The sequence below is a fragment of the Paenibacillus sp. FSL R10-2771 genome, assembly GCF_038000205.1.
Classification (GTDB): Bacteria; Bacillota; Bacilli; order Paenibacillales; family Paenibacillaceae; genus Paenibacillus_AQ; species Paenibacillus_AQ phytohabitans.
On the sequence record NZ_JBBOBM010000001.1, the window covers coordinates 2,148,467 to 2,164,875 of the forward strand.

The window sequence follows — 16,409 nt, forward strand, 5'->3', positions numbered from 1 at the left end:
AGCCTTTACCTCATACTGGTCCAGCCTCTGCGGCCGCGCCGGGAGGCATACAGCTCCGGCAGCTTGAAGAAGATCAGGAACATCAGCAGGAAGATGACAAAGGCAAAGGCCTCTTCGACGAGCAGATAATACGGATAAGGGCCGAAATAATCAAGTACGGAGAACGTGCTGGGCTTGTGAGCCAGAAACATATAGTTGGAATCCAGCAGCATATCGGCGGCATAGACACATGCGGCGATAACATTCAGGCAGAGCATGGTGAAGAACAGTGAGCGCCAGGCAGGCTTGTAGCCTTCAATCCAGGTCATGTACAGGGATGCCAGAATAATCGACCCGTGGGCAATGAAGAACAGCAGGAAGCGGAAATGCGGAAACGGGTAGACCAGATTAGGCGTAAGCAGGGCGATGAATGCACCGCCGATCCCGGCAAAGTAGAGAAAAGAATACAGCAGCCTGCTGCGTGTAAGAAGCATGATCACCGACAAGAGCAGGGTAATACCGCATAGTTCAAGCGGCAGGGAGGAACTGCGGCTCCAGATATCCTGGGAGACATACCAGACATGCAGCCCGCCCTCGCAGGCGATCAGCAGCAGTGCCAGCAGCAGGCGGACACTGCGCCTCAGACCGGAATGTGTACGCAGGGCGAAACGTGATAAGTAGAGCAGCAGACAGCATAGGACGACGATAGACAGGGCAATGAGATGCGGGGTTGAGAACATTGAGAAATCATGATTACGATGGCGGTCCCAAAAAAGATTAAGGTTCACTGTGCTCTCTCCTTGAATCCAGAAATAAATAAAAGAAAATAAAAGTTCATAATTTGAATATAACTGATTCTAAAGATCTACTCTTAGGTGATATAAGTATATATCGTTCGGGCTAGACAGAAAAGACAGGAGTATCGGTTTATTTACATAAGATGGACGCATATGCCCGTATACATAACGACCCATCAGGCGGAGTGTTTTTACCGGTGCGTTCGGCAGCCATCTTTTCTGCATGCTCGTTTCATATCAAACTTAAGAACGGGGGCTTCTGGGAAATGGTGAAAAAAAGAACAAGTCTGGCAATTGTAATAATCATGCTGTTTGTGCAGTATGCCTACGGACTGGGGTTCACCCAGCAGGTTAAAGCGGAGGGAATCGAGCAGGACAGAGATATTATTACCAGTGTATCAATGGCTGTGTATGGGCCGGACGGACAGACCGTAACAGGTAGTGTATATGATGTGGACTCTACTGTTACGCTGGATTATACCTGGTCGCTTCCCAACGGGCACGGATATACTCAGGGAGATAGCTTCACCTTCCAGCTTCCTGAACAATTCGAGCTGTTCAATGATATCCAGGGCGGTCTTGTGTCCGACGATGGAGATGTCGGGACGTTCACAGTGAGCCAGTCGACACATCAGATAGTCATGACCTTCAACGACTACATTGAGAGTCATGACAACGTACAAGGAACCCTGCGGATTAATACCAAATTCGATAAACAGGTGATAAGCGGCAGTACGGTTCAGCAGATTCTATTCCCCGTAAACGGCGGAATACAGACCATTAGCGTGGCATTTAAGCCATCCGTGGGTTCGACGATTGAGAAAAAAGGTGTGTCCAGCGGCTTCAATGCTGATCATATCTTCTGGACGGTGGATGTCAATAAGAAGCTGGAACCGGTCAGCAATGCGGTGGTGACAGACCCTGTTCCTGCGGGATTGTCGCTGGACAGCACGGTAACCCTTGCAGTGTACCAGCTGAATGTTCTGCTTGACGGTACAGTGACTCAAGGCCAGCTTGTAGACAGCAGCCAATATACCGCTGACGTTTCCGGCGGTGAACTTGTTCTCCGCTTCACAGACCCTGTAATCACAGGTGCGTACCGCATTGCCTATACAACACAGGTAGTCAGCGACAGTCTGACCAGCTTCACGAATACCGCTACCTTCACCGGTGATGGACGTGATCCGGTAAGCAGCTCGGCTACAGTCGTTATTGAACGCGGAGGAAGCATCAAGAAGAAGGCAGCCAGCTATGAGTGGGGGAAGCAGACCATCACCTGGGCTATTGAATACAACTACAATAAACGCACGATCTCTGCAGAGAATGCGGTGTTGACAGATGTATTCAATCAATCCCAGCAGCTGGTTGCAGACTCGCTGCGGATTTATCCGGTGACGCTGGATTCTGCAGGAGGAGCTACGAAAGGGACGGCTCTAACCGCAGGTGCAGACTATACAGTAACGCCGGTTGTTGAAGGCACAAACGCCGGATTCAAACTGGAGTTTGCAGATGCTGTGACCTCTGCATATCTGATCGAATATAAGACCAAAGCAGTAGACCGCGTATTCAGCGATACCACTATTACCAACACTGTCTCAGACAGTACTTATAGCGATAAGGCTACACAGCTTATCCGGCCGGCCATCATTTATAAGAATTTGTCAGGAGTCAACTACGCCACCCATGTAACGGATTGGAAGATTACGCTGAACGGCGATAATTATCCGATGAGCCAGGTAGTGGTTACGGATAGTTTCCCGTACGGCGGCCAGAAGTTTATCGCGGGTTCACTGGTCGTACGCAATGAAGCCGGCACCGTGCTTAATGCTTCAGCGTATACACTGATTGCCGGTTCACCGGCACAGCCTAACGAAGGCTTCAAGGTGAAATTCAATTCACCGATCAGCGGCACATACACAATCAGTTATCAGACTGAATTCAGTAATGACTGGCTTACAGGTACTACAGATAATTTCATTAACGTAGCGCGGATTGACTGGAAGGACAGCGCGAATAACGCCCAATGGACAGAAGCCAGAGGGCAGTTCATTCCGGGTCCTGAGGTGAAGAACAACGGCTTCAAATCCGGGGCATATGATGCGTCTGCCAAAGAGATCACCTGGACAGTGGGCGTCAATTACAACAGTAAGGCTATTGCTGATCCCCGGGTAACAGACATACTGAACGCGGGACAGTCACTGGTGCCGGGTTCACTGAAAGTGTACCGGATGAATATTGCTCCTGGAGGGGCTCACAGCTTCGGCACCGAACTTGCCGCCAGCTCCTATAGCTACACTGTCGGAAGCGGGAATGAGCTTCAGGTGGATTTTGACAATGCGATCAATTCGCCTTACTATGTTGTATTCAAAACAAGCCTTGCAGGGCAGTTGATTGGTACCACAGTTGCTAACACAGCTAATCTGCTGGATGGCACCAAGAAGGTCTCCAAAGCTCTGAAGGCCTCGGTGGATATTCCGCATGGCGACGAATATGTATTCAAAGACGGCGTTCAGAACGGTGATAAGCTGCAGTGGACGATCGCTATTAACCGGACACAGTCCCATGTGAAGGATGCCGTTATTACAGATGTGCCAAGTACCAATCAGATTCTGCTGCCGGACACGTTCCATCTGTACCGGACAGTTACAGCCGTGAATGGTGATGTAACGAAGAGCGGACCTGAGCTTGTAAAGGATACGGACTACACCTTGAATATCAGTGCTGATGCAGAGGGTAAGCAGACCTTCGTGCTTAGCTTCCTCCAGGATATCCATTCCGCATATGTGCTTGAATATCAATCACTGATCGTAGCGAATACGGGGGATAAGCTGGTCAATACCGTTAACTTCAGCGGTAATAATGTCGTACTGGTCAACAAGGATACCAGTAAAGAGATCATAGTCGGCGTATCCAGCGGCTCGGGAACAGGCAGCGGGGTCAGAGGAACGCTGAATGTCCACAAAATTGATGCAGGTGACAGCACCAAAGCACTTGCCGGTGCCACCTTTGAATTGTACCGCCTGAATGGCAGCGATCGTGTGCTTGTGAATACCCGGACTACGGATGCAGCGGGCAATGCAGTATTCAACAATATCTGGCTGGGCAGCTATGTCCTGATTGAAACTGCAGCACCGGCAGGTTATGTGTTAGATACAAGTGAGCATGCGGTCACCATCGGTTCATCCGCAGCAGTGAATCTGACCGTAGCGAATACTCCTGCGGAGCAGCCGACAGCCACGCCAACGCCAATACCGACGGCCACCATTGCGCCGACAGAAGCACCGACAGCCACACCGCTTCCAACGGTACCGCCTGTTGAGACAGCTGGGCCAACGGCTGCTCCAACGGCAACGAATGGACCGGAGGCGACGCCTAATCCTACAGCACCGCCAGTCACACCTGATATTACGCCGGTACCCACACCAGCGGGCACGGTGGTTCCGGGGATCATTATCGATGATCTGGAAATCCCGGCAGGTCCAGGCTTACCCGCAACAGCGCAGCCATCTGCGCCGGTAGCAGTGGTTACACCTGCACCAGTCACGCCGGCACCGGAAGTGCCGGTTGATGAGGACATTCCGCTCGGCGGTGTTGATATTGAAGATGAAGACATCCCGCAAGGGACGGTCACGGCAACAGACTCCGGCGGAACACTGCCGCAGACTGGAGAGAACAGCCCGCTGCCGATCTATATGGCAGGACTCGGTTTGATCCTGATCGGGTTCGTATTACACCGGGTGTTCAGACGGAACCGGAATCAGGGATAAACGGTAGTTAAACAGGACAGCTGATCATAGGATCAGCCTTCACCAAGAGCAGGCGGCAGAAAATAGCTGCCTGCTCTTTTGCCGTGACTTAAGAAAGGCTTAGAATAGATTGGTCATCTGCGGCGGAAATGCTATAATTACTAAAATTCAAAGTTTCGGAGGGATGCAGCAATGTCCATGTGGAAGGAATTCAAAAGCTTCGCCATGAAGGGGAATGTGCTTGATCTGGCAGTGGCGGTTGTAATCGGGGCGGCTTTCGGCAAAATTGTTACTTCTTTGGTTAGTGACATCATCATGCCGCTTATCGGCTTAATAAGTGGAGATACCAATCTGAAGGAGCTTCATCTGGGCAGCGGAGAAGCCGCCGTGAAGTACGGCCTGTTCTTACAGTCCGTACTGGACTTCTTCATCATTTCATTCTCTATCTTTCTGGTAGTGAAGCTGACCAGCAGATTCAGACGCAAGGAAACTGTTAAAGTCGAAGTTGTCGAGCCCCCTGCTCCGGCACCGGAGGTTGCGCTGCTGATCGAAATTCGTGATTTGCTGAGAGCGGACAAGCAGCGGGAGTCAGGGAATTAAGGGAACTAAGTTACATAAATAAAGTAAATTTCTGAAACACACTTGCATTTCCCGCACGTAAGTGATAATTTTGTTGTAGGCAAAACTTGTTATTCAACCGAATATATCAATCCTTCAGGGCAGGGTGTAATTCCCTACCGGCGGTGATGCTGTTAGATTGGCTGTTTCTGGCCAGTTCTGCTGCTCAGTCCGCTACCCGATCCGTATGCTGGTAATACGGACGGTGGACCTGGTGCAATTCCGGGACCGACAGTATAGTCTGGATGGAAGAAGGAGAGATTGACGTGCTGTGCTTATATAGGCGGCCGTGCTGCAGTATTTTCGAACATTACGTGCGAATTTTCACAATGCCATAAATCCGGCGTTTATTTACGCACCTATTTTTTGAGCTGCTGATACCTCTCGTATATCCCGTCTTGAACTCCTCCTGGAGATTGAGACGGGTTTTTCTGTTTAAACTGTGCACATTATGAATATAGCCGGCTGATTGGAGGGAAGTCACATGGATAAGATGAATGATGAGTTCTATATGTCTCTTGCGCTGGACATGGCGGAAAGGGCTCAAGGACAGACCGGAATCAATCCCGTGGTCGGATGTGTTGTTGTGAAGGATGGTGCCATGATCGGGATCGGCACGCATCTGCAGCGCGGCACCGGGCATGCCGAGGTTCATGCGCTCAATATGGCTGCTGGCAAGGCACAGGGAAGCACAGCGTATGTTACGCTGGAGCCCTGCAGCCATTATGGCATCACGCCTCCCTGCAGCCAGCGCCTGATCGATGAAGGGGTCGCAAGAGTTGTCGTTGCCTGTGAAGATCCTAATCCGCAGGTTGCAGGGCGCGGGGTTGAAATGCTGCGCGAGCAAGGCATTGAGGTTGAGGTAGGCCTGCTTCGGAGCCGCGCTATCCGGCTGAATGAGAAGTTTATCAAGTACATTCTGACGAAGCAGCCTTTCATTACACTGAAGAGCGCCAGCACCTTGGACGGCAAAATTGCCACCCGTACAGGGGACAGCAAATGGATATCAAATGCTGAATCCCGGGAGCTAGTACATACCCTGCGCCATCGCCATCAGGGAATCATGGTCGGGGTGAATACGGTGATTGCCGATAACCCTTCGCTGACGACCAGGCTGAATGTGCCCGGGCTCAATCCAATCAGGATTATCATCGACTCTACACTGAGGCTGCCTCTGGAGAGCGCCGTTGTCACTGACGGACTGGCACCTACGGTGGTCGTTACTACTGAAGCGGGTGATCCGGCGCGGAAGGCAGCACTGCTCGCTGCGGGTGTTCAGGTTGTGGCCGCAGGCAGCGGACCGCGTGTCGATCTGCAGGCCGCGATGACAGCATTGGGCGGAATGGAGATTGGTTCGATCCTGCTCGAAGGCGGCGGTACGCTGAACGGTGCGATGCTGGAGCAGGGACTGGTTGACCGCGTGGTTCTCTTCTTCGCTCCGAAGATTGTCGGAGGCGGCGCCGCTGCTGCAGGTACCTTCGACTTTCCGGGTGTGGAACTGATGCGGGATGCCATTACGCTCGATGGATTGGAAGTGGAAGTGCTCGGGGATAATGTCTGTATCAGCGGTACCCCGGCGCGCTAACAACGGATAAGAACAAGAAATCGGGTGGCGGGCAGCGGCGGAAGTCCAAATGCTCACCGCCGTGACGACTATGCTTCAAGCTCAAATCTTAAGTGCGTCTTATATAGTTATGAAGGAGGGATAGTATGTTCACCGGCCTGATTGAAGAGGTGGGTATCCTCCGCAGCGTCACCAGCGGAGGGGAGATGATGGTGCTGAATATCGGCGCCTCCCTCATTATGGGGGATCTGAAGATTGGCGACAGCGTCTCCGTCAATGGGGTCTGCCTTACAGCCACATCCATAGGCGACCATTATTTCACGGTTGATGTGATGCCTCAGACCTACCGCAACAGCAATCTCAGAAACTTACGGCCCGGGGGCAAAATGAACCTGGAGCGCGCGATGGCAGCGGGCGGACGGTTCGGCGGGCATATTGTCCAGGGTCATGTGGATGGAACCGGCGAGATCCGCAGCGTGAAGCGCGATCAGAATGCGGTCGTGTTCGAAATTGCGCCGGACCGTAAATCGCTGTTTAAGTACATCATCCCCAAAGGCTCCATTACGATTGACGGCATCAGCCTCACCGTAGTGGATACAGAGTCGTCCACGTTCACTGTCTCTATCATTCCCCACACCCTTGGAGAAACGGTGCTGGCCCATAAACGGCCGGGTGACAGTATCAATATCGAATGTGATGTGCTGGGCAAGTATGTGGATCATCTGCTGCATTATGGTTCACGTTCCGGCGATGAAGAAGATAAGAAGAGCTCGAAGATCAGCCACGATTTTCTGGCGGCCAACGGGTTTGTATAATTAAAGATTAGGCATACGGCAGCCGGTAAGGCAGCGTACAGCCATCAGGAGGACAGTAACATGAGCCAGCAAGACAAGAAGGACAGCGTCCTGGACCCGATTGAGGATGCGATTTATGATTTGATGCGCGGGAAGGTGATCATCGTTGTTGATGATGAGGACCGCGAGAATGAAGGAGACTTCATCGCCCTTGCCGAACGGGCAACCCCTGAAGTTATTAACTTCATGATTACCGAGGGACGCGGCCTGGTCTGCGTGCCGATTACCGCGGAACGTGCAGAGGAACTGGATCTGCAGCCGATGGTGGCCCAGAATACCGATAACCACGGCACTGCTTTTACCGTATCTATTGACCACAAGGATACCACTACCGGTATTTCCGCCGGGGAAAGATCCATGACCATCAAGGCGATGCTGGACCCGAATGCGAAGCCTTCCGACTTCCGCAGACCGGGCCACATGTTCCCGCTGATCGCGAAGAAGGGCGGGGTATTGCGGCGTTCAGGCCATACGGAAGCTGCTGTAGATCTGGCCCGCATGTGCGGCGCCTATCCGGCGAGCGTCATCTGCGAAGTGGTGAAGGTTGACGGTACGATGGCCCGCCTGCCTGACCTGATTGAGATCGCGAAGAAACATGATCTCAAGCTGATCAGCATCAAGGACCTCATTCACTACCGTAATGAGAAGGAGCATCTGGTTACGCGCGAGGTTGCGGTGAATCTGCCGACTGATTTCGGTGATTTCCAGACGATTGCCTACACGAATGAAGTGGATGACAAAGAGCATGTTGCTCTGGTAAAAGGTGATATCTCCGGTGACGAGCCGGTGCTGGTGCGTGTGCATTCCGAGTGCCTGACCGGCGATGTATTCCATTCCCACCGCTGCGACTGCGGCCCGCAGTTTGAAGCGGCGCTGCGCCAGATTGAAGAAGCAGGCCGAGGGGTGCTGCTCTATATGCGCCAGGAAGGCCGGGGGATTGGCCTGATCAATAAGCTGCGTGCTTACAAGCTCCAGGAAGAAGGACTGGATACGGTAGATGCCAACCTGAAGCTGGGCTTCGCGGCGGATCTGCGTGATTACGGCATCGGTGCACAGATTCTCAAGGATCTGGGCATCCGCCAGATCAGACTGCTGACCAACAATCCGCGCAAGATCAAAGGGCTGGAAGGCTACGGCCTTGAAGTGGTGGAGCGCGTGGCGATCCAGATGCCGGAGAACAAGGACAACACTAAGTATCTTCATACGAAGCAGGCCAAGCTTGGCCATCTGCTGACTTTTGACAAGATCGAACAAAACGAGGATTCCAAAATTTAATTATAGAATCACTAACTTATACATGAAGGGTTGATGAGCATAATGCCGAATTATTTTGAAGGACATTTAGTATCTGAAGGATTGAAATACGGGGTTGTCGTAGGACGTTTCAACGAATTTATTACAAGCAAGCTGCTCTCCGGAGCGCTCGATGCCTTCAAACGCCATGGCGTAGCTGACGATGAAGTGGATGTTGCCTGGGTACCGGGAGTATTCGAAATTCCTCTGATCGCGCAAAAAATGGCCGAAAGCGGCAAGTATGATGCAGTAATCACTCTAGGTACTGTTATTCGCGGATCTACAACACACTATGATTATGTGTGCAATGAAGTTGCCAAGGGCGTTGCAGCCATTAATCTCAAGACAGGCGTTCCGACGATCTTCGGCGTGGTGACGACCGAGAATATCGAACAGGCCATTGAGCGTTCCGGAACCAAAGCGGGCAATAAAGGCTGGGATGCGGCAACTGCTGCGATCGAAATGGCGAACCTGAACAAGCTGTTTAAATAACACCCCTCTTGACGAATCAGCGTAAGTCGTGCTTATTTATATGTATGAGAAGAAAGCATGAACATAAGGAGCTGCGAGGAAATTGGTATCCGCTTTTGATGACAAGTCTCCATGGGTTTGGGAGTTTTGTCATCAAATTAGCGGTACTTTATTTCGCCGCAGTCTCAAGGATCTTTCTACTTGTGTAGCGTCCGTGCGGCGCTGCACTTTACTTTTTTTGGGCTGGAGGAAACCGCGTGACTGTATTGTACAAGCTGGAGACGTTCGAAGGTCCGCTCGATCTGCTCTTGCATTTGATTGACAAAGCGGAAATCGACATCCAGGACATTCCGGTCAGCGAGATCACCGAGCAGTACATGGAATACCTGCAGGGGATGCAGGAGCTTGAGCTGGATATCACCAGCGAATTTCTGGTTATGGCTGCTACCCTCCTGTCGATCAAGAGCAAGCTGCTGCTGCCGAAGCCGCCGGTGATCGAAATCGAGGATTTCGATTATTACGAGGACGACGGTTATGATCCGCGGGCGGAGCTGGTACAGCGGCTGATTGAATACCGCAAATTCAAGAGCATTGCTGTGCAGCTGCTGGATATGGAGAGCGAGCGCAGCCTGATTTTCACGAAGGAGCCCGAGGATCTGGGCCCCTTTGTTCCTACGCAGACCGATAATACGCTAAAGGGACTGCACACCGCTGATTTGATTGCCGCATTCCGTAAGGCGCTGAGCAAGGCGGCCCGGAGATCCTCTTATCAGCGGATTACCCGTGATGAGATTTCGGTGAAAGACCGGATTCGTGATGTATCGGAAGCACTGCAGCGTAAGGGGATGGGCGGCAGACTGCGCTTTTCGTCGCTTTTGCATGATGAGATGGCCCGGCATGAGATTGTAGTGACCTTCCTGGCCATTCTGGAGCTGATGAAGATGAAGGCGATTTTCTGCTACCAGGAGAAATTATTTGACGATATTGTGATGGAGTGGAGAGGAGGAGAGGAAGTCAGTGGACTACAACACGCTGAAATCAATTATTGAAGGCCTGCTGTTTCTCTCAGGGGATGAAGGTTTATCTGTACGCCAGATTGCCGAGATTACCGAACAGCGGCCCGATCTGGCTACACGGGCGCTGGAGGATTTGAAAGACGATTACAGCTCGCAGGGCCGGGGCCTGCAGGTAGTGCAGATCGCCGGGAATTACCGTCTGGCGACACTGCCGGAGCATGCGCAATATTTCGAGCGTCTGGCGTATTCCCCTTCCAGATCATCCCTGTCCCAGGCAGCGCTGGAGACACTTGCTATTGTGGCTTACCGCCAGCCTATTACAAGAGTGGAGATCGAAGAAATCCGCGGGGTGAAGTCCGAACGGGCCATTCATACGCTGGGGAATAAGGATCTGATTCATGAGGTGGGCCGGGCAGAGGCCGTCGGCCGTCCGATCCTGTACGGAACGACCAAGTCCTTCCTGGACAGCTTTGGCCTGGCCAGCCTGAAGGAGCTTCCGGAGCCGTCGAGCTTCGACACCTCAGAGGGCCTGGAAGAAGAGACGCAGCTGCTGTTCAGCAAGCTGGACAGCCAGATGACCTTTGAAGAGGTAGAGACAGAATAAACGCAGCGGATACGCGCTGTTCCAGCAATGCCGTTGTCCCCGCCGGGACAGCGGCATTTTTTTTGGCGGCAGAATCTTTTGGAGATGTTTGCTGAAATGCCGAATTTTATCCAGCGGGATTTGCCATACTAAACCAGAGGCTCCACTATTCACATTACCTGAGGCTGCTTGGAGGTTACGATTGTGACGTTATGGCTTGTGATACCCTTATCCCTGCTGCTGCTGGTTATTCTGCTGTGCCTGCTGGTTCTGGCTTCATCGATTCATTTTCATTTCCGTCTATGCAGGCTGGGAAAGGATGACCGTATTGAATTTGATATTAAAGCTGTATACGGGCTGGTCCAATTCCATTATGAGCTGCCTGCGCTGGTTTTTGACAGCCTTGAACAAGGCATTAAGGTTAAGCTCGAAAAAAGCGGAATCGCCCCGGTGAAAATGGACAGCGACAAAGAAGAAAAAATCGACCGGGAATCCGTGACGGAATGGTTAAAGAACATCCGTACTGCACTCAAGGCAACCCGCGGTCTCAAAAAATGGCTGGTTGGCACATTATCGCATGTCCGGATTACCAAGCTGGACTGGTCCACGGATTTCTCGCTGGGCGATGCGGCAGATACGGCAACCGCGGCTGGCGCTTTATGGGGAATGAAGTGGACCATGATCGGCTGGGTATCGCGTTTCGTCAGACTGCAGCGGAATCCGCGGATGTTCGTTGCCCCGGTGTTCAGCGACGAGCCTTGTTTCTCAACGGAAGCGGTCTGCACAGGCAAGCTTTCTGCAGGCTATGCTTTTTATGCGGGACTGTTATTATTGCGGCGTGTTTCGAAGGTGGAAGGCGGCCTCGGGAGATGGAAGAAACTGCTTAGCCGGGGCCAGTGATAAAAAGACTACATACTCCCTTCCATAGTGGGCAAGATAAGACTGCAGGTACACTTATATACACACGAGGAGGAGAAAAACAATGTCAGATCATCCTATTCAAGGTCTCATGCAGACGGCTATGGAAAATATCAAAGGCATGGTGGATGTAAATACCATTGTCGGAGATCCAGTAGAAACACCAGATGGCAGTATCATTCTGCCGATCAGTAAGGTCGCGTTCGGTTTTGCCGCAGGCGGCAGTGACTTCCGGGTGGAAGACGATGCTCCGGGCGTGAACGGCAGCGGAACCGGAGTCAAAATGCTTCCCTTCGGGGGCGGTAGCGGGGGCGGTGTATCCATACGGCCAATCGCTTTTCTGGTAGTGGGCAGGGATGGGGTACATATTGTGCCGCTTGACAATCAAACCCATCTGTTCGAGAAAATTATTGATGCCACACCTAACCTGATCGATAAAATCCAGAATATGTTCCAGCCGAACGGTATTCCGGTGGGAGCAGACGCAGCAGGTGCTACGGTGACCAAAACCGTAGTGAAAACCGAGCCGGCTACGCATACATCAGCACATTAACACACCGGCAGAAGGCGGCAGGATAAGAATAAGCAGGGGTATCGCCTTTCAAAGGTGATATCCCTTTTTTGACGGACAGAAGCGGATGGGACATACCAGTCCCCCGTACCGCATACACTTGTACAACCAGGCAAGACGGAAGAACCGCTGCCCTAGACCTGATAAGAAGCCGGAGGATGAACATGAAGACATTAACCCGAAAATCGTTGATTTCCTTAATATTGTGTTTACTGCTGCTTGCACTGGTGCCGCTGTCTTCTATCCGGGCTGAGAATAGTTCCATATCCACTCATGCCAGAGCGGCGGCGCTGATTGATGTGGAGTCGGGAAGACTTCTATACAGCAGCCGCGGGGATGAGCCGATGCTGATTGCCAGCTTGACCAAAATAATGACAGCACTTGTAGCGATAGAGAACGGTGACTTGACCTCAAAGGTCAAGGTCGGCAAAAATGCTTTTGCCAAGGAAGGTTCTTCGCTGTATCTGAAGCAGGGCGAAGAAATGACGCTGGAGGATATGCTGTACGGATTAATGCTGCGTTCGGGTAATGATGCGGCCACCGCGATTGCCGAGCATGTCGGAGGCTCAGAGCAGGGCTTCGTCTATCTGATGAATGCCAAGGCGGAGGCGCTTAACTTAACCCATACGCATTTTGCCAATCCGCACGGGCTCGATGCCGAAGGGCACTACTCCAGCGCAAATGATCTGGCTGTATTGACTGCTTACGCGATGCATAACCCTGTGTTCAAGGAGATTGTAGCTACCAAAGAGAAGACGGCGGACAATCCGTATGAGAAATGGGATTACAAGTGGAGCAATAAAAATAAAATGCTGCGCCTCTACGAAGGGGCGGACGGTGTGAAGACGGGTTATACCAAAAAAGCGCTCCGCTGCCTGGTCAGCTCCGCTACCCGAAACGGCCAGCAGCTTGTCGCTGTTACGCTGAATGACGGCAATGACTGGAATGACCATTCGGCGCTGCTGGATTTCGGCTTCAACCACTATCCGCTCAAAACATTAGTGGAACGCGGAGAAACCGTCAGCGGCTACCCCCTGGTGACCGGCAAGGATTTCGCCTATCCGCTCGGACAAGGGGAAGAGGCAAGGCTTGTTACCAAGCTGGTATTAAGCGAAGAGAAGAGTACCGCAGGAACAGAGGCGCGTGCCAGTGCCGGCACTAAGACCAGCACCAACACCAGCAGCTTCGGGCTGAAGGGTGTAATTATAATGCAGCTGGGCGGCAAGGAAATCGGCCGGGTTCCGGTGTATACGCCAAGCCAGCTGCCGCCGGAAACATCACCCTATCAGAAGAAATACAGTCCTGCAGGAGGTACGGCTTATCCGGCGGACAACTGGCTGCAGGCATTCGGCAGTGCGCTGCGTGCTTTGTTCCAGAGCGGTGAAGATCTGAGATAGTTGTATCATGTGCAATTAAAAACAGCGAAAAGGTAGGCTTACAACTTTTAACTGTATTCTGTACAACTAAATTTGCCCGAATCGCTGGAAATCATCTACACCTGGCAGTTTAATTGCACGAAATACAACTAAACGGTTAATGGGTTGAGAATCAGACGTTTTAGTTGTACAAAGTGCAATTAAGCCTCCAGCATATACCGTAGTATGGTCACTGCAAACCCTCCGCAAGCGATTTTACCAATAGGTTTCACTACTTTAAAGCTGACGCTAAACTAATGCTCAATTGGCGCTCATACAGCATTCAACTTGCAGTCAAATAGAACTCAACTAGCGCTCACTTGGCATTCACCTAGCTACGTAGTAAGACCGTCTTATTGTATCTTGCTCATGCCGTGAGGGGATTAATTGGAGAAAAGGCATCTGTTAATGCGGAAAGCTGAATACTAGAAGACGTAGTTGGATAAACAACACCTAATTTCATTCAAATTGGCGGATCACTAGGGTATGGGCAGAATAAGCAGCAAAAAACCCTCTAAAATCCATAAAGCAGCTGAAATCCGGAGAATAAGTAACATAAATCCCACTATTTCATCCGCAAAATATATCGTTAAGTAAGAAGTCATACTCAGACAGTAGCATCTGTACAGATATACTTTAATCAGCATTTCAAAGTGGGCTATGCAGAGAACTAGAGCAGGTAAGAAGAAATAGAGCTGGAGGAGGGGATAAGCATGTTAAATGGTATCTGGCTGGGGATGATCCTGATCGGGTTTGTATTTGCGGCGGTAAACGGACGGATGAACGAATTCACAGCTGCCGTGTTTGACGGTGCCAAAAGCGGGGTCACCGTAAGCTTCGGGCTGATCAGTGTGCTGGTGTTCTGGCTGGGGATTATGCGGATTGCGGAGGATGCAGACCTGCTGAAGAAAATCTCCAGAGTATTGGGACCGGTAGTATCGTTTCTTTTTCCGGATGTGCCCAAAGGCCATCCTGCGATCGGCTATATCCTCTCCAATATGAGCGCCAACCTGCTGGGACTTGGAAATGCCGCTACACCCATGGGCATTAAGGCAATGCAGGAGCTGCAGACACTCAACCCGGATAAGGAAACAGCAACGCCCGCCATGTGTACCCTGCTTGCTCTGAACACTGCCAGTATCACGCTGATTCCGGCAACCCTGATTGCGATCCGGCTGAATTACGGATCGGCTGACCCGGCGGCAATCGTCGGCACCACGCTGGCGGCGACGGCGGTGGCTACTCTTGCCGCCATTGCCGCGGACAGGCTGTGCCGCCGCCTGACACTGCTGCGCAGGCCGCCCGGACCGCCGCCTGCGATAAGGTCCGGCACCGCTGCAGCGAAAGGGAGTGCTACGCTCCCGCATTCTTCAGTGAAAGGGTGAGCCTTCCGTGTTCCAGTTAATCAGTCTAATATCCGCCTGGGCAATTCCGGTAATGGTCACCTTTATTCCGCTGTATGCTTTCTCCCGCAAGGTTCCGGTCTACGAATCTTTCGTGGAAGGTGCGAAAGACGGATTCGGCACAGCTATTGCGATTATCCCCCATCTGGTCGGTATGCTGGTGGCGATCAGTGTCTTCCGCGCTTCGGGTGCGCTGGACTTCCTGATGGGCTTTGTAAGCCCTCTTGTGCACAGGCTTGGGATTCCTGCTGAAGTGCTCCCGCTCGGTCTCCTGCGCCCTCTGACGGGCACTGGATCACTTGCCTATACCGCAGATCTGATCCGGGTCCACGGCCCGGACTCACTGATAGGCATGATTGCTTCTACTATACAGGGCAGCACGGATACAACCTTATATGTGTTGACTGTTTATTTCGGCGCTGTGGGAATCCGCAACGGCCGTTATGCCCTTAAGGTGGGCCTGTTCTCAGATGTCGTCGGCTTTATCGCAGCTATTGCGGTTTGTCTGCTGGTGTTCGGATAAGGTTTTTTGCGGAACAAGAAGGAGTATTGCAGTTCTGGAAAGAATTGTTCACTGGCAAGGATTTCAATGGATAGTTTCTGCTGTAGCATTGAACTTCCAGAAGGAGTAACGCCAGTGGGAGAAATGATTGTTATTTTACTGTTTCTTTATGCATTTGTTTTTATTCATTTGATCCGGCATGCGGCTGATGTTTTCCGCGAAGAGTGGGGGCAGGGCCGGAAAGATCTTGTCCGCAAGCTGTTGCTTTTATGGGGAGGATTTATCCTGCTTCTGCTGACTGACTTCCTGGTGCTGAATGTAAGCCGGGACCGTGCGGGAAGTGGTATCCTGCAATTCAATGCAGTGCTTGGGGTCATCGTGTTCTCAGGACTCTTAGCGCTTTTTGCCCGAAGGAAGATTCTGGCTGCCTTCATGGGATGCTTATACATATATGATCTGATTATGTTTAATTACGCAGCTAACATTCCCGGTAATGGTCTGGATGATTTCGGACTTGGCTTAAACAGCAGATTCATTTCATTCATGAATCTGATTGTTGTCGGTGCGGCACTTTTATTAGACCGAGCTGTTCCGCTGGAAGAGCCGGACGATAGGATATTTTAGTGAATGGGCACTGCTGTACATTGATAAGTTAAAGGGAGCATGTAGCAAAGTGGAA

Annotated in this window: 15 protein-coding genes and 1 riboswitch; of the genes, 14 read left to right on the top strand and 1 reads right to left on the bottom strand. The window is 51.6% G+C overall.

Annotated elements, in window-relative coordinates; all coding sequences use genetic code 11:
- Positions 1 to 5 precede the first annotated feature (5 nt).
- Entirely contained in the window at positions 6 to 767 is a 762-nt protein-coding gene (locus NSU14_RS09005) for a YwaF family protein (RefSeq protein WP_340944280.1), read from the bottom strand.
- 275 nt (positions 768 to 1,042) lie between these two features.
- Here NSU14_RS09005 and NSU14_RS09010 point away from each other — a divergent pair, with 275 nt between their 5' ends.
- The 14 genes from NSU14_RS09010 (at position 1,043) to NSU14_RS09075 (ending at position 16,354) form a co-directional block, all read left to right on the top strand.
- A complete protein-coding gene (locus NSU14_RS09010) occupies positions 1,043 to 4,543 on the top strand; it encodes a collagen binding domain-containing protein (protein ID WP_340944283.1) in 3,501 nt (1,166 codons plus the stop codon).
- Positions 4,544 to 4,720: 177 nt separating this feature from the next.
- Complete coding sequence (gene mscL, locus NSU14_RS09015) at positions 4,721 to 5,122, top strand: large conductance mechanosensitive channel protein MscL (protein ID WP_179093478.1); 402 nt, start codon at positions 4,721 to 4,723, stop codon at positions 5,120 to 5,122.
- A 106-nt stretch (positions 5,123 to 5,228) separates the two neighbouring features.
- Positions 5,229 to 5,401: riboswitch (FMN riboswitch) on the top strand.
- A 223-nt stretch (positions 5,402 to 5,624) separates the two neighbouring features.
- A complete protein-coding gene (gene ribD / locus NSU14_RS09020; protein WP_340944286.1) occupies positions 5,625 to 6,725 on the top strand; it encodes a bifunctional diaminohydroxyphosphoribosylaminopyrimidine deaminase/5-amino-6-(5-phosphoribosylamino)uracil reductase RibD in 1,101 nt (366 codons plus the stop codon).
- Positions 6,726 to 6,850: 125 nt separating this feature from the next.
- Positions 6,851 to 7,519 (top strand): riboflavin synthase, encoded by a 669-nt coding sequence (gene ribE, locus NSU14_RS09025; RefSeq protein WP_042138655.1) that lies wholly within the window; start codon positions 6,851 to 6,853, stop codon positions 7,517 to 7,519.
- A gap of 60 nt (positions 7,520 to 7,579) precedes the next feature.
- Positions 7,580 to 8,833: a bifunctional 3,4-dihydroxy-2-butanone-4-phosphate synthase/GTP cyclohydrolase II gene (locus tag NSU14_RS09030; protein WP_042138654.1), complete on the top strand. Its 1,254-nt coding sequence runs from the start codon at positions 7,580 to 7,582 to the stop codon at positions 8,831 to 8,833.
- A gap of 42 nt (positions 8,834 to 8,875) precedes the next feature.
- Positions 8,876 to 9,343, top strand: a complete 468-nt coding sequence (gene ribH, locus NSU14_RS09035) for a 6,7-dimethyl-8-ribityllumazine synthase (RefSeq protein WP_036727378.1) — start codon at positions 8,876 to 8,878, stop codon at positions 9,341 to 9,343.
- 236 nt (positions 9,344 to 9,579) lie between these two features.
- Positions 9,580 to 10,371, top strand: a complete 792-nt coding sequence (locus tag NSU14_RS09040; RefSeq protein ID WP_042138653.1) for a segregation and condensation protein A — start codon at positions 9,580 to 9,582, stop codon at positions 10,369 to 10,371.
- Entirely contained in the window at positions 10,340 to 10,942 is a 603-nt protein-coding gene (gene scpB / locus NSU14_RS09045) for an SMC-Scp complex subunit ScpB (RefSeq protein ID WP_039301691.1), read from the top strand. The genes NSU14_RS09040 and scpB overlap by 32 nt, the downstream gene beginning before the upstream one ends.
- Before the next feature lie 183 nt (positions 10,943 to 11,125).
- Positions 11,126 to 11,821: a DUF2953 domain-containing protein gene (locus NSU14_RS09050; protein ID WP_340944295.1), complete on the top strand. Its 696-nt coding sequence runs from the start codon at positions 11,126 to 11,128 to the stop codon at positions 11,819 to 11,821.
- Positions 11,822 to 11,903: 82 nt separating this feature from the next.
- Positions 11,904 to 12,392, top strand: coding sequence for a GerW family sporulation protein (gene ytfJ, locus NSU14_RS09055; protein ID WP_336102626.1), 489 nt, complete (start codon positions 11,904 to 11,906; stop codon positions 12,390 to 12,392).
- A gap of 176 nt (positions 12,393 to 12,568) precedes the next feature.
- On the top strand, positions 12,569 to 13,807 hold the full coding sequence (locus NSU14_RS09060; protein ID WP_340944298.1) for a D-alanyl-D-alanine carboxypeptidase family protein: 1,239 nt from the start codon (positions 12,569 to 12,571) through the stop codon (positions 13,805 to 13,807).
- Positions 13,808 to 14,538: 731 nt separating this feature from the next.
- Positions 14,539 to 15,210 (top strand): nucleoside recognition domain-containing protein, encoded by a 672-nt coding sequence (locus tag NSU14_RS09065; RefSeq protein ID WP_039301699.1) that lies wholly within the window; start codon positions 14,539 to 14,541, stop codon positions 15,208 to 15,210.
- Between the two features lie 52 nt (positions 15,211 to 15,262).
- Entirely contained in the window at positions 15,263 to 15,751 is a 489-nt protein-coding gene (locus tag NSU14_RS09070) for a spore maturation protein (protein ID WP_445670087.1), read from the top strand.
- Positions 15,752 to 15,757: 6 nt separating this feature from the next.
- Positions 15,758 to 16,354: a hypothetical protein gene (locus NSU14_RS09075; protein WP_340944304.1), complete on the top strand. Its 597-nt coding sequence runs from the start codon at positions 15,758 to 15,760 to the stop codon at positions 16,352 to 16,354.
- The last annotated feature ends 55 nt before the right edge of the window (positions 16,355 to 16,409 follow it).

Bases quoted from the DNA above. Each gene is read 5' to 3' on its own strand.
- NSU14_RS09010 (WP_340944283.1), top strand. From the start codon at position 1,043: ATGGTGAAAAAAAGAACAAGTCTGGCAATTGTAATAATCATGCTGTTT.
- mscL (WP_179093478.1), top strand. From the start codon at position 4,721: ATGTGGAAGGAATTCAAAAGCTTCGCCATGAAGGGGAATGTGCTTGAT.
- ribD (WP_340944286.1), top strand. From the start codon at position 5,625: ATGGATAAGATGAATGATGAGTTCTATATGTCTCTTGCGCTGGACATG.
- ribE (WP_042138655.1), top strand. From the start codon at position 6,851: ATGTTCACCGGCCTGATTGAAGAGGTGGGTATCCTCCGCAGCGTCACC.
- NSU14_RS09030 (WP_042138654.1), top strand. From the start codon at position 7,580: ATGAGCCAGCAAGACAAGAAGGACAGCGTCCTGGACCCGATTGAGGAT.
- ribH (WP_036727378.1), top strand. From the start codon at position 8,876: ATGCCGAATTATTTTGAAGGACATTTAGTATCTGAAGGATTGAAATAC.
- ytfJ (WP_336102626.1), top strand. From the start codon at position 11,904: ATGTCAGATCATCCTATTCAAGGTCTCATGCAGACGGCTATGGAAAAT.
- NSU14_RS09060 (WP_340944298.1), top strand. From the start codon at position 12,569: ATGAACATGAAGACATTAACCCGAAAATCGTTGATTTCCTTAATATTG.
- NSU14_RS09065 (WP_039301699.1), top strand. From the start codon at position 14,539: ATGTTAAATGGTATCTGGCTGGGGATGATCCTGATCGGGTTTGTATTT.
- NSU14_RS09070 (WP_445670087.1), top strand. From the start codon at position 15,263: ATGGTCACCTTTATTCCGCTGTATGCTTTCTCCCGCAAGGTTCCGGTC.